This window comes from Vogesella sp. EB, from assembly GCF_001037925.1.
GTDB classification, from domain to species: Bacteria; Pseudomonadota; Gammaproteobacteria; order Burkholderiales; family Chromobacteriaceae; genus Vogesella; species Vogesella indigofera.
In genome coordinates this window covers 1-12,361 of record NZ_LFDT01000011.1, presented here as the reverse complement: position 1 = coordinate 12,361, position 12,361 = coordinate 1, and the positions used below count along the sequence as shown (strand labels likewise).

Here is a 12,361-nt window from a genome sequence, read left to right as displayed (position 1 = left end):
CAAATGTACCTGTTGCTTGTGTTCGGATCACGGTGCGCCTCAGCCCTTGCCCAGTTCGGGCAGGGTGGAGATCAGCATGGCACCGCAGCTCACCTTGTGGCCTTCCAGTGCTACCGGCTTGCCGCCCACCAGCCAGCTACCGTCACCTTCCACAATGGTGCAATTGGCATGCCCTTGCTGCGGGCAGGTTACCTGGTCGCCCAGCAGGGCGACCTGTTTGCCGAACAGTACGGTAGTGGATGCGGCACTCACCACCTTGCCACCGTGGCTGGTCGGGTCGCCCAGGCGAATGGCGCGTTTCATAGAGTGTTCTCCTTGCAGGCCGGCCGCGCCACCGCCAGGGCAGCATGGTCGTGATGAAATTGGGTAATGACCGCCGGCGCCGCCAGCCGGGCGCAATGGGTAACCGCCAGCGCCGCCAGCATGGCGGACGTAGCCGCACCGACATCGCCCCAGTCGCGGACCAGGTTGCAGGCTTCATCGATAGGGTGCAGCGCGATCTGATGGCGGGTGAGATTGCTGGCAATGGCGGACAGCCGCGCGCCACCAACCTCGACATCACCACTGTTGTGCACCAGCCAGGCCACGCTGTCGGCCCGGTTGTCCTGCGGCCGGGCGTCCTCCTCGCTGAACGGGTAGTCCAGCAGCGCCGCATTCACGAGCGCGTTGTCCAGCAGCGCCTGCAACTGGCGGGTGAGCTGCAGGGTTCCCTGCTGCGCCAGCGCCGTCCCACTGGACGGGGCCAGGCAGGCGAGCACGGGCAAGGCAGACAGGGCCGCCTGAGCGGATGCCGGCACCGGCCCCCAGCCCGCCGGGATGGCGGTAGCACTTCGTTCCCAGTAGGGCTGGTAGGGGTCAGCGCCGGCCGCAGGGGCGTGCCCTTCCGCCGCCAGCAGCCCCTCGCGCAGGAACAGCATCAGCACCACGGCGGCACCGGGGCGCCCCAGCTGGCGCCACTGCTGGCGGGTATGGCTGTCCGGCTCCTCATCCGCATCCAGCAATGCCCGCGGCGCATCGGCGGCCAGCACCACCACTCCGGGCAACGTCGGGTCCTGCGCCAGAAACGACAGGACGCGTTCGGCCAACGGGCCGCTGCCGGGCAGAAAGCGACAATCGCTGTCCGGCTGCGGCACATCGCCCTGTGCGCTGAACCAAGCTTGCTGCTGCAGCTCGCGCATGCGGCCAACCTGCTCGATGCCGGAGATCTGCGGCAGCACCTCCAGCAACAACGGCAACGCAGCGGCACCCGGCAGCTCGCCATACAGGGCAAGCAAGGCGTCGGCCACACTCGCTTGCAGGCTGTCCAGCACCGCGCCCTCGGCCACCTCCTCCGCCGTCAGCACCGACCACTGGCAAGCGTCAGGCAGTGCCGCCAGCCAGGCGGGTTCGTCACGCTGAGGCAGCGCCTGCCCCCATAACCAGCGACAGGCTATCGTTTGCTGTCGCTCGTGCAGCGCCGCCTGGTGCTGCGTGCGGGCGGCATCGCGCCGTGCCTGCTGGGCGGCGGCCTCGGCATCGGCTTGCGCCTGGGCGGCAGTCTGCTCCTGCCGCTGCTGGCGCAGTCGCCAGAGCTGCACCAGCACGGTAAGCATGATGGGCGGCAGCAGGTGCAGCAGCAACATGACGGTGGGGCTGAGCTGCTGCCAGTGCACCGGGATCAGCAGCCACAGCGCCGACCACCACAGCAGGGTGGACAGCCCCAGCAGGGCCAGTAGTTTCAGCATGCGTCCCGCCCTCCTAGCTCACGCGCACCTTGAGCGCGTCGCCCTTCAGAGCCACGGAGATCTTCTTCACCGGCTTGCCGCTGGCCATGCGCGCCAGCAGGTCGCTGGAGATCTGCGCCAGCAGGGTGCGGGTAAGGATGGCGTCGGCATTGCGCGCGCCGCTGTCCACGTCCATGCAGCGCGCGGCCATGGTGGCGGCCAGCTCGTCCGGGAACTCCACCTGTGCGCCATGGTTGCTGGCGATGCGCTGGCGGATGCGCTCCAGTTTCAGCTGCACGATGGCGTGCAGCACGTCATCGCTGATCGGGAAGTAGGGCACGATGTCCAGCCGTCCCAGGAAGGCCGGCTTGAACACCTGCTGCAGGGTTGGCCGCAGCACCTCTACCAGGTCATCCGCGCCAGGGGCGCGGGTTTCGCCCTCGACCGTCACGCCGTGTTCGCAGGCGCGCATCACCAGATCGGTGCCGGCATTGGAGGTAAGCAGGATGATGGTGTTCTTGAAGTCCACCTCGCGGCCTTCACTGTCCTCCAGCACGCCCTTGTCGAATACCTGGAAGAACAGCTCCAGCACGTCCGGATGCGCCTTTTCCACCTCGTCCAGCAACACCACAGAGTAAGGCTTGCGCCGCACCGCCTCGGTCAGCACCCCACCCTCGCCGTAGCCGACATAGCCCGGCGGCGAGCCCTTCAGCCCGGACACGCTGTGCGCCTCCTGGTATTCCGACATATTGATGGTGACCAGATTGCGCTCACCGCCGTACAGCGCCTCGGCCAGCGCCAGCGCGGTTTCGGTCTTGCCGACGCCGGACGGCCCTACCAGCAGGAACACGCCCTTGGGCTTGCCCGGGTCTTCCAGTCCGGCCTTGGCGATCTGCACCCGCTCGGCAATCTGCCGCAGTGCGTGGTCCTGGCCGATCACCCGCTCGCCCAGCAGGCGCGCCAGCTGCTGCACCTGCGCCAGCTCGTTGCTGACCATGCGCCCCAGCGGGATGCCTGTCCAGCCGGAAATCACGTCGGCAATCACGTTTTCGTCCACGCATTCGAACGCCAGCGGCTGTGTCTGCTGCAATTCGCGCAGCGCGCGGCGCTTGTGCTGCAGCGGCGACGGCTTGCGCCCCTTGCCGGCCTTGTCTGGCGCCGGCTGCTGGCGTGTAGCATCGATCTCGGCTACCAGCTGCTGCTGCGCCTGCCAGGCGGCATTCAGCTGCGCCAGGTCGTCGTGCAGCTGCGCGCAGCGGCCCTCCAGTTCGCCAATGCGTTCGCCGTGGCCATCTTCGCGTTGCAGCGCGGCAATCTCGCTCTCCACGTTGGCAATCAGCACCGCCACGTCCTCGATCGGCCCCGGCTGGCCGGCACGCGACAGCGCCACGCGGGCGCAGGCGGTATCCAGCACGCTGATGGCCTTGTCCGGCAGCTGGCGGCCGGTGATGTAGCGGCTGGACAGGTTCACCGCTGCCGCCACCGCCTCTTCCAGAATCTCTACCTGGTGATGCTCGGCCATGGCCTTCGCCAGGCCGCGCACCATCTGCACCGCGATCTCCGGTGCCGGCTCTTCCACCTTCACCACCTGGAAGCGGCGCGCCAGTGCGGCGTCCTTCTCGAAGTATTTCTTGTACTCGGCCCAGGTGGTGGCGGCGATGGTGCGCAGCTCGCCGCGTGCCAGTGCCGGCTTGAGCAGGTTGGCCGCATCGTTCTGCCCGGCCGCACCACCGGCACCGATCAGGGTGTGCGCCTCGTCGATGAACAGGATGATGGGCACCGGGCTGGCCTTCACCTCGTCGATGACCTGGCGCAGACGGTTCTCAAACTCGCCCTTGACGCTGGCCCCGGCCTGCAGCAGGCCCAGGTCCAGCGTGCGCAGCACCACACCAGCCAGCACCGACGGCACTTCGCCATGCACGATCTTGCGCGCCAGCCCTTCCACCACCGCGGTCTTGCCCACGCCGGGTTCGCCGGTGAGGATGGGGTTGTTCTGCCGGCGGCGCATCAGGATATCGATCATCTGGCGGATTTCCGCCTCACGGCCCAGAACCGGGTCGATCTTGCCGGCACGCGCTTGCGAGGTCAGGTCGATGGTGTATTTGTCCAGGGCCATGCCGCCACGCGCCTTGCCGGCAGCCGCCGGTGCATCCGGGTTAACGGCGCTGCTAGCCACCGGCGAGCCTTCGCCGCCATGCTGGCGCAGTGCGGTATAAGCCGGCAGCAGGCGGCCGGCATCCAGCTGCAGCAGGGCCGGACAACCGCTCTGCAGTGCCGGGCGCAAGCTGTCATCGCGCAGCAACGCCAGCAGCAGGTCCAGGCTGGACACGCTGTCCTCGCCGAACTCCGCACTGGCCAGCAGCCAGGCTTTTTCCAGCCACTTGGGCAGCCAGGCGGACAGCACCGGATTGCGGCTGTTGCCGCTACGGAAGCCATCCAGCTCCTGCTCCATCCCCTGCTGCAAGGCGGGCAGATCTGCCCCTGCCGCCAACAGCGCGGCGATGGCCGCGTTGTTGCTCTGGTCGAGCATGGTCAGCAGCACATGCTCGATCTCGATTTCAAAATGCGTACGCGCCAGCGCCCGACTGGCCGCCTGTTCCACGCAGTGGCGGGCAGGAGGCGTCAGGCGCTCGATCAGGGATTTCAAGGGTACTGACATGGTGTTTTCGTCCAGATAAGAAAGAAAGAGAGCGGCCGCCGCTCAATGCAACAGCGCATAGCGCACGTCGTCCGGGTCCTGCGCCTGCGGCCCCAGCCAGCTGCTGGCCCCCAGTCGAGGCGGCAGGGCGGCATCCAGCCGCGCCGGCGGCACGTCGCGTTTGTCCAGCACCAGGCAGACATCCACCGCCAGCTGATGCCCGACGGCAAACTGCAGCAGTGCCTGCAGGGCGCGGGCTCCGTCGCCCCCCGGCAACAGCGCATCGAATTGCGCACGGCGCAGGCTGCCCAGCCGCAGCTGCAACCGGGTCTGTCGGTCCCACTGCCGCTCACCGGCAAACAGTGACACCCCCAGCTCGCACGACTGGCCCCCCAGCCGGCTTTGTTCGGCCAACGGCACCGCCAGCCACTGGCCGGCAAACTGTTGTAGCTGGGCACGGGTGGCGAACAGCCCCTCCACCAGCGTTTGCAGCGTCTGCGCCGACAACGGCTTCTGGCTCAGCAAGCCGGCGTAATAAATGAATACGCGCTCGTCCAGCAGGCCGTCCTTGGTCGCCTGGCCACGCAGCCGGCTGAGGCCGACCCCGGCCAGATCCAGCAGGTTGCGGCCAAAACCATCCTGCTCGCCGGCCTCTTCGGCCAACCAGAAGCGGTACTTGCGCCAGGCGCCGTAGAACAGGGCAATGGCGCGATGGCTGAACAAGTCCAGGAACGCGTGCAGGGTGCTATCGCGGAATTGCTGCCGCCGCTCCAGTAGCAACTCGGTGTACGAGGTCGGCAACACGCCGCTGGGGCCGGTCAGCCCCATGAAACTCACGGTCATCTCGGCCGGCGGAGTCGCCTCGCCCTGCTGCCGGGGGCGGTACTGCACCAGCTCGCTGGCCGGAAACGACAGCGATGCCAGGGTACGAAAGCGCAGTTGCGCCGGCAGCGTGCGCCGTGCCCGGCGCGTGCCCTCGCACAGTCCCAGAAGGCGCACCGCCTGGAAAAAACTGAACTGGCTGGCGTCCTGCGCCAGTGCCTGCCTCAGATCACGAGGGCTTCGCCGGCTCGGGCTGGCCATAAGGCGACCTCCTCATCTCGTTGCACGGTCTTCACCCGCAGGCGGGTAAAGCTGTTGGGGGCGCAGTACAGCGCAAAGAAGCGCTCCAGCAGGGAAGCAAACAGATAGACACTACCGCCGACGTAGTAATCGGCATCCAGCGTCAGCGTGATTTCAGTGCCGCGCACGAAGCCGGAAAAGTGGCGGCCGTTGACGCGCTGTACCGCCGGCTGGCTGCAGATGCCGACAATGCCCTGGATCTGGCGCACGTTGGCCGCAGCCTCACCCAGGTTGTACAGGGTCAGCATTTCCTGCAGCGCTTCACGCCCTGCCTCGACAATCGACATGTAGTTGAGCGACAGGTGCGAGATCAAGCGCCACTGCAGCGCCCGTCCCAGCGGACTGCGCTGGCTGGCACCCGGCTTGCGCAACAGGCGCACGCGCTTCACCACCGAATGCCCGGGCAACTGGAAATCGGTACGCTGGGTCGCCTGACTGCCACCAAACGGAATCTGCTCCGGCAGGTCACGATTACTGCACAGCAGCGTCAGACTCAGCACCTCGCCCGCAGGCCGTACCGCCTCAAACTGCAGATCCACCAGGTGCAGCGCCATGTCGGTACCGCGGTCCCCCTGCCGTACCGACGGTTCGCGGCTGGCATGCCAGTAAAAGCGGGGCGCTTGCCCACTACCGTGACGCGTGGCATAGAACGGCAGTACCTCTTCGCTGCTCTCGCCTTCGCCGGATTTCTCCACCCGCACCACTTTACGAATCTGCACCACCTCGTAAGCCTGCTGCTTGCGCGCATCGGTCAGCACCGGATAGCTGGTTTTCTGGTGCGTGACGCGAATCGGCTCGCCCGGCTGCACAAACAGGTTAATCAGCGGCGTGCAGCCCAACTTCAGGTGCGCCGGCTGCAACTGGCTTTGCAGGCGGTGATGACGCTCGCTGTCCGGGTAGCTGCGCAGATGCAGCCGCAATTGCAGGGTGTCGCCCGTCAGGCGCGCCGCCAGCGGCGCCAGGTTCAGCAGATCGACGAACAGGAACTTGTCCGGATAGCTGAAGTACTCCGACAGCAGCCGATAGCCCATGAATGAGCGCTCGTCGTACTCCAGCATGCCCTCGTCACGGCCAAAACCCACCGCCTGCAAGCTGTCTGCGGCCAACATGCGCGTGCGCGCCGGATCCTCGCTGCCGTCTCCTGCCTGCACCCGCAGCACATTGGACAGCAGCATCTCGTACAACAGGTGCATCAAGGCCGGCTCGCCATCGAGGAAAAAGCGCAGCGACTGCAGATCGATGGCATTCAGCGCCACCCCGCCCTGGGTCTGCAACCGCAGGGTCAGCACTGCCGTCGCATCCGGCGCCAGGCTGCGCAGGTAGGGTGAGCCGCTGGTCAGTTCCAGCTTGGCTTCCTGCAGCTGCAGCGGGTACAGGTCCACCGGGTAGACGCTGCGGAACTTGCAGTTCACCCCCTGGATGGCTGGCGCCAGCACCTGCTGCCCGCGCTCAATGCGGTAGCGCTTGCCGATCTCCGGCCGCTGCGCATCGCACTCGAACTGCACCACGGTGGCCGCCGGCATCGGCTGCAGGTAGTGCGGATACATCACGTCCAGAAAGCTGGTGGCCACCTCCGGGTAGTCGTCGTCCAGCTTCTTGTGAACCCGCGCCGTCAGAAAGGCAAACGCCTCGATCAGCCGCTCGGTATGCGGGTCTTCGCACTGATCGCCTTCCAGCTGCAAGCGGCCGGCGATCTTGGGGTAACGGCGGGCGAACTCGCCCGACAGCTCGCGCAGATGGCCAAGCTCACGTTCGTAATAGGGGAGAAGGGATTCGAGCATGTCAGATATTCCGGGTTACAGGATTGTGCTCCCGCCCATTGCCGCAGCTAACGGCATGCGGTGTTTCCAGGTAGTCGGAGGTAGCCGTCAGCCGCGGAAAGGCTGCGGCCAACGTTGGCCGCAATGTCAGGCGCCGGAGACAGGGACTAAGCACGCTCATGGCTGCCCCGTCGTGGTTGCAGGCATGCCGGTAGCCGGGTCCAGCCCCTTGGCCCTGGCCATCTCGACTATGCGCGCCTCGCCAGGCAGCGGTGGCGGCACATTGCTTTCCCAGTCTTTCAGCCACTGGATCTTGCCATCCCATGGCGGCAACTTGGCCGGTGGCAAGGGCACAATATCGTCGATGTCGTCTACCGTAGGGTGGAAGTAGGAATAGCGCCCCAGAATGTCGGACAGAATGTTGTAGCGACGAGAGCGCTCTTCGTCTTTGGTCAGTCCCAGGTAATCCAACTCGTCACTGGGAGAGGGGCCGCGAAATGCATCAGATAGCCACAGTGCACCGGCCGAGCGCCCTGCTTTCACTGCCAATTGGTAGTACCTGAGCGCTTCGGAGTAGTTTTTGTCAATTTTTACATCAGTAGCATAATCAAAAGCTGCTTCTTGATTTCCCTGTTCCGCTGCACATTTCAGCATCTGGTTCCCAGCCTTGTAGGCCTCTGGGTAATCAACACCTAGACTGGTCAATTTGTCCCCGATGTAATGCTGCGCGTCCGGGCTCCCCAGATCGGCGGCATGGCGCATGTACTGTAATGCCAGTCCTTCGCTCCCCTCCACGCCATACCCCTGGTACAGCAGCACGCCCATGTCGTAGTAGCCCAGCGGCAGGCCGCGATCCACCAGCCTCTGCACCAGATCCACGCCCTCGGTGATCGGCAGCTCGCTGGCGCTCTGGCCACGCATCAGCATCAGCATCAGCAGCAGATTGTGTGCCGCCTTGTCGTGGCCCCAGGCGGCGGCGATGCGGTACAGCCGCTCGAAGGCCGGGTATTTCGCCGCCTCGTCCTTCAGCCGGTTCTTCTTCTGCAGCCAGCGCGCGTGCTGGAACAGCTGCTCGGCTTCCGGGTCGCGTTGCGGCGTGCGCGCCTGCTCGTAGGCGCAGCGAAAGGCCAGCTGTTCTTCCAGCTTGGTAGGTAGCTTGTCGATGGTGTCCATGTCCGGGCTCTTGATGGCGCTAGCGCTGCAGGCGACCAGCAACAGGCAGATTGCGGCCAGCGTTGGCCGCAATGCTAGGAAACGGTAACCGGGACGGAGCAGATTCATGGCGTTGTCGTGGTAACAGGTATGCCGGTAACCGGGTCCAGCCCCTTGGCCCTGGCCATCTCGACTATGCGCGCCTCGCCAGGCAGCGGTGGCGGCACATTGCTTTCCCAGTCTTTCAGCCACTGGATCTTGCCGTCCCACGGCGGCAGCTTGGCCGGTGGCAAGGGCACGATGGCGTCGATGTCGTCTACCGTGGGGTGGAGGTAGGAGTAGCGCCCCAGAATGTCGGACAGAATGTTGTACCGACGGGAGCGCTCTTCGTCTTTTTCCAGGGCGAGATAATCCAGTTCATCAGTTGAAGGTGGCGCGAGAAATGCATCGGATAACCATTGGGCTGCTGTTTCATTACCGGCTTTTACCGCCAACTGGTAGTACTTGAGCGCTTCGGGGTAGTTTTTTTGCAGCTTGAGTGCTGTCGCAGAGTCCATTGCCGACTCACTATGCCCCTGCTCCGCTGCACAACGCTTCATGGCATCACCAATTTTGTAGGGAACTGGGTAGTCAGCGGTGAGCCGATTCAGCTGCTCGCCGATATAGGCTTGGGCATCCGCACTTCCTAGATCGGCGGCATGGCGCATGTACTGCAAGGCCAGACCTTCGCTCCCCTCCACGCCGTACCCCTGGTACAGCAGCACGCCCATGTCGTAGTAGCCCAGCGGCAGGCCGCGATCCACCAGCCCCTGCACCAGGTCCACGCCCTCGGTAATGGGCAGCTCGCTGGCGCTCTGGCCACGCATCAGCATCAGCAGCAGGTTGTGCGCCGCCTTGTCGTGGCCCCAGGCGGCGGCGATGCGGTACAGCCGCTCGAAAGCCGGGTATTTCGCCGCCTCGTTCTTCAACAGGTTCTTCTTCTGCAGCCAACGCGCGTGCTGGAACAGCTGCTCGGCCTCCGGGTCGCGTTGCGGGGTGTGCGCCTGCTCGTAAGCACAATAAAAGGCCAGCTGTTCTTCCAGCTTGCGAGGAATCTTGTCGATGGTGTCCATGTCCGGGCTCTTGATGGCGCTGCCGCCGCAGGCGGCCAGCAGCAGGGTTAGCAAGGTCAGCAGGTGGCGCATGGGCTAATCCTTGTCCGAGATGCTGGGGTCGGTACGCAGGAAGCCGCGCAGCGAGGCGTAAGGAGGTAAAACGCGATCAGTCTCGCGCCGTTTGTTTTCGCTAATTATCTTTTCCCACGACTTGAACGCCTCCCCCACGTCCGCCTGTGCCCCCTTGCCCGCGGTGTGGATGTTCCATAGGTCCAGGCGCGCTTTTCTGGCCACCTGAGGGTTGCAGTGGACGAGGTTGAGTTCGCTGTCCACCTGCATGCTGCGGGTGTTGATATTGCTGCTGCCCAGGGTCATGAAGGTGTCGTTGACGATCATCAGCTTGCTGTGGATGTACACCTCCTGCCATTGCTTGCCTTCGCGCTTCACGCGGCGCGTGGTCATCGGGTAGACCATCTCGACGTAATAGCTGTCGGGCGACGGCGGGGTGTCCGGCGGCACCAGGGTGCAGATGTGCACCTTGAGGCCGGGCACTTCTTCCGGCCGGATCACCTCGTGCGCCTGCTTGCTCTTGTCGGCCAGCTCGTCGCGCTGCCGCTTCAGCCCCTGCACTTTTTGCGTGGCCTGGTGGTATTTCTCGGCCTGTTTTTGCCAAGCTGGCGGGTACTTGCCGCCCGGGTACAACACCGGATTGGGCAGGCCGATGCCTGTGCGCCGCGCCTGGCCTTGCGCCTGGCGGATGCTGGCATCCAGGTTTTCGATGCGCTTGGTGCGCGCCACGCCGGGAATGGTGTCGGCACGGCCCAGCTTGTCCAGCATCTGGTAGCTTTTCAGGGTGCCGGAGCCCATGCCGTCGTCGCTGCTATTGGTCACAACGAACAGGTGCAGCGAGCCGTGCTGGCCCGGGTCGCGCCCACAGCTCGTCTGGTCCTGTGCCGCCTTGCAGATGGCGTCGGCCAGTGGTGGCCAGCGAAAGTACTGGTTTTCGATGTAAATGCTCCGGGTGGCGTTGTTCACCGCCTGCAGGTAGACCTGCTTGATGTCTTCCACCGCCCTGCCCTGGCTGCGCACCTGTTGCTGGGTGCGCACGATCTGGCATTGCAATGCCTGACCACGCTTGTCATGCAGCGGGTAGCGACGGGTATCGATCTTCGGCAGCGCCTGCCCGGCGGCCTGTTGCCAGGCTTGCAGGAAGTTGCGATAGACATCGCCGCAAGCCGGGCCGCTGAGGCGGCTGGACAGGTCCTGCCGTGGCAGCAGGCCATTTGGCCCCAGCCAGGGGGTGTGGGGTTTGCGCTTCTGGATGCTGTGCGCGCTGGTATCCCAATAGGCGTCCAGCATGTTGTGTCCCATCACGAAGGCCAGATGGTCTTTCGGACTCTCGATATCGACCAGCACGGTTTTTTGGTGGTGGCTGGGGGTGCCGGCCAGCACATAGCGCATCGTGCGGCTGACATGCTTGTCGGTATAGTCATGCGCCAGCAGAAACTGACGATCCTGAGCGGTGAAGTCCCGGCTGTAGAACTGCAGGTTCTGCATGGTGACGTCCGACTTTGCCTGCTTGGCATTGCGCGCCATGTCGGCCTTCTCCTGCTTGCGATCGTAGCGTTCATACCAAGCAATATCGTATTCCTGCATCTGATCGGTGCTGGTAGAGGGCTGATCCGAAAGCCGCCGATTGTGCCGCCCTGGGGTGTTGGACTCTCCCAGACCGGCCTTTACCCCAGTGACGTTGATGTAGGTCTTGTCATCCGTGGCAGCGCCTTTGGCCGCACCAGCAACGGCACCCGCCACACCTCCGCCAGCACCTTTGCTAACCTCCCGTGCCATGGTGGCCGCCCGTGCCGGAATGTCTTCAAAGGCATAGCACAGCACCTTGACCTGCACATTGTTGCGGGCCTTGTATTCCAGTAGTTTGCCGATCTGTGCCGGCACCGCTTCCGGCAACTCGTCATAGCGGATGTTTTCTGCTCCCTTGCGCACGAAATACATCGACGGCTGGAAGCCCCAGCAGATGATGTACACCGACTTTTTGGCCAGGGCGATGGCGCGGTGCACCTCGGCAAACGCGCGCTCGCCATTGATCAGAAAATCAAAGGTGCCATTCAGCGGGCTGTATTCCGATTTCTGTACGAACCAAGGTGGAGTGACTGTGCATTGCAGACCCTGGTTGGCCGCAATCGGCGTCGTAATCTTGTTGCTCATGCTTATTCGCCCTTGCCAGACGGTTTGAACAGCGCCAGAAAATCTTCACGCGCCGATGCCAGCAGCTCGTCACGGCCACCGTCTGGTGCGGCTCCAGCCGTGTGTTTGTGAAAACCGGCATTCGCCGCTTCGCCTTGCGCCGGATTGTGGTAATCCACGGCTACCGGAATGTCGTACACCACCCCATTGGCCAGTTCCAGCTTGTATTTCTGTACCGGCACGCGGTGCGCCACCTGGATGTGTCCTTGCTCGTCTATCACACCCTCGCCCTGCAAGACAGCATCGGCATACAGCTTGTAGGGCATGCCGCCCCAACCGCTCTTCACGCCCAGTGGCGACTGGTCGACCTTGATGCGGAGCGGGAATGTCGGCGCATGCTGCGGAAAGGATGGATGGGCCGGGGTCATCTTCGCCGGCCCGCTCCAGTCGTGGCTGCCGCCTTTGAAGCTCACCTTGCCCGGTGCGTGCAGTTCGATCTTGCCGTCCTTGATGCGGATGTAGGCACCGCCGCAGGTGAGCAGCACCTCTTTCTTGCCGTTGAACAACTGGCTGGCACTCAGGCTGCTAATGGTCACGTCCTTGTCCGCCGTCAGCTCCATCGCATCGCTCTGCGCCTGAACCTGTACCTTGCCTTTGGCGGCAATCAGTTTCAGCGAGACCCGGTCCTTC

9 protein-coding genes are annotated in these 12,361 nt (G+C 64.4%); all 9 read right to left on the bottom strand.

Annotation, left to right across the window (positions count from 1 at the left end; genetic code table 11):
- Window positions 1-39: 39 nt before the first annotated feature.
- A complete protein-coding gene (locus tag ACG97_RS08390; RefSeq protein WP_047966906.1) occupies window positions 40-303 on the bottom strand; it encodes a PAAR domain-containing protein in 264 nt (87 codons plus the stop codon).
- Entirely contained in the window at window positions 300-1,724 is a 1,425-nt protein-coding gene (locus tag ACG97_RS08385; protein WP_047966905.1) for a hypothetical protein, read from the bottom strand. Before ACG97_RS08385 ends, ACG97_RS08390 begins: the two co-directional genes overlap by 4 nt.
- A 13-nt stretch (window positions 1,725-1,737) precedes the next feature.
- Entirely contained in the window at window positions 1,738-4,362 is a 2,625-nt protein-coding gene (gene tssH / locus ACG97_RS08380; RefSeq protein ID WP_047966904.1) for a type VI secretion system ATPase TssH, read from the bottom strand.
- Window positions 4,363-4,404: 42 nt separating this feature from the next.
- Entirely contained in the window at window positions 4,405-5,424 is a 1,020-nt protein-coding gene (gene tssG, locus ACG97_RS08375) for a type VI secretion system baseplate subunit TssG (protein ID WP_047966903.1), read from the bottom strand.
- Window positions 5,388-7,244: a type VI secretion system baseplate subunit TssF gene (tssF, locus tag ACG97_RS08370; protein ID WP_047966902.1), complete on the bottom strand. Its 1,857-nt coding sequence runs from the start codon at window positions 7,242-7,244 to the stop codon at window positions 5,388-5,390. Before tssF ends, tssG begins: the two co-directional genes overlap by 37 nt.
- A gap of 156 nt (window positions 7,245-7,400) precedes the next feature.
- Window positions 7,401-8,504, bottom strand: a complete 1,104-nt coding sequence (locus ACG97_RS08365; protein ID WP_156167997.1) for a sel1 repeat family protein — start codon at window positions 8,502-8,504, stop codon at window positions 7,401-7,403.
- Window positions 8,501-9,559, bottom strand: a complete 1,059-nt coding sequence (locus ACG97_RS08360; RefSeq protein WP_053068115.1) for a sel1 repeat family protein — start codon at window positions 9,557-9,559, stop codon at window positions 8,501-8,503. Before ACG97_RS08360 ends, ACG97_RS08365 begins: the two co-directional genes overlap by 4 nt.
- 3 nt (window positions 9,560-9,562) lie before the next feature.
- The gene (locus ACG97_RS08355; protein ID WP_047966901.1) at window positions 9,563-11,692 is read right to left on the bottom strand and encodes a phospholipase D-like domain-containing protein; all 2,130 of its coding nucleotides are present in this window, start codon (window positions 11,690-11,692) and stop codon (window positions 9,563-9,565) included.
- A gap of 2 nt (window positions 11,693-11,694) precedes the next feature.
- Window positions 11,695-12,361, bottom strand: a 667-nt coding sequence (locus ACG97_RS18045; protein WP_238377296.1) for a DUF2345 domain-containing protein, incomplete at its 5' end; no start/stop codon positions are given.

Coding starts and splice junctions, on each gene's coding strand:
- ACG97_RS08390 (WP_047966906.1), bottom strand. CDS start 303: ATGAAACGCGCCATTCGCCTGGGCGACCCGACCAGCCACGGTGGCAAG.
- ACG97_RS08385 (WP_047966905.1), bottom strand. CDS start 1,724: ATGCTGAAACTACTGGCCCTGCTGGGGCTGTCCACCCTGCTGTGGTGG.
- tssH (WP_047966904.1), bottom strand. CDS start 4,362: ATGTCAGTACCCTTGAAATCCCTGATCGAGCGCCTGACGCCTCCTGCC.
- tssG (WP_047966903.1), bottom strand. CDS start 5,424: ATGGCCAGCCCGAGCCGGCGAAGCCCTCGTGATCTGAGGCAGGCACTG.
- tssF (WP_047966902.1), bottom strand. CDS start 7,244: ATGCTCGAATCCCTTCTCCCCTATTACGAACGTGAGCTTGGCCATCTG.
- ACG97_RS08365 (WP_156167997.1), bottom strand. CDS start 8,504: ATGAATCTGCTCCGTCCCGGTTACCGTTTCCTAGCATTGCGGCCAACG.
- ACG97_RS08360 (WP_053068115.1), bottom strand. CDS start 9,559: ATGCGCCACCTGCTGACCTTGCTAACCCTGCTGCTGGCCGCCTGCGGC.
- ACG97_RS08355 (WP_047966901.1), bottom strand. CDS start 11,692: ATGAGCAACAAGATTACGACGCCGATTGCGGCCAACCAGGGTCTGCAA.